The organism is Pseudomonas sp. 51_B (genome assembly GCF_017491595.1).
Classification (GTDB): domain Bacteria; phylum Pseudomonadota; class Gammaproteobacteria; order Pseudomonadales; family Pseudomonadaceae; genus Aquipseudomonas; species Aquipseudomonas promysalinigenes.
Genome location: NZ_JAFGYW010000512.1, coordinates 1 through 267, shown reverse-complemented (window position 1 = coordinate 267; position 267 = coordinate 1). Strand labels below are relative to the sequence as shown.

Here is a 267-nt window from a genome sequence, read left to right as displayed (position 1 = left end):
CGGTGTTAGCTGGCGCATCGAACGAAACGCTGCCTTCAGTCTGGCCTTTGGCGATGGTGATCACGGCACCATTGCTCAAGGTAACCGTCATCTCGCTACCGGCTGGATTGGTCAGGGTGGCGGTGTAGACGATGCTGCCGCCTTCCTGGACGGTGCCGGTAGCGGACAGGGTGAGGCCAGTGCTATCGAGCTTCGCCGGGTCATCCGTAACCGAAGTGGTTGGGTTACCAGCCGTTTCCAGCTTCTCGTAGTTGCCGCCAGTGACAT

1 protein-coding gene is annotated in these 267 nt (G+C 59.9%); it reads right to left on the bottom strand.

Going from position 1 to position 267, the window contains the following annotated elements; all coding sequences use genetic code 11:
* A partial coding sequence (locus tag J5M56_RS25980; protein ID WP_207938187.1) for an immunoglobulin-like domain-containing protein occupies positions 1-267 on the bottom strand: 267 nt, incomplete at both ends.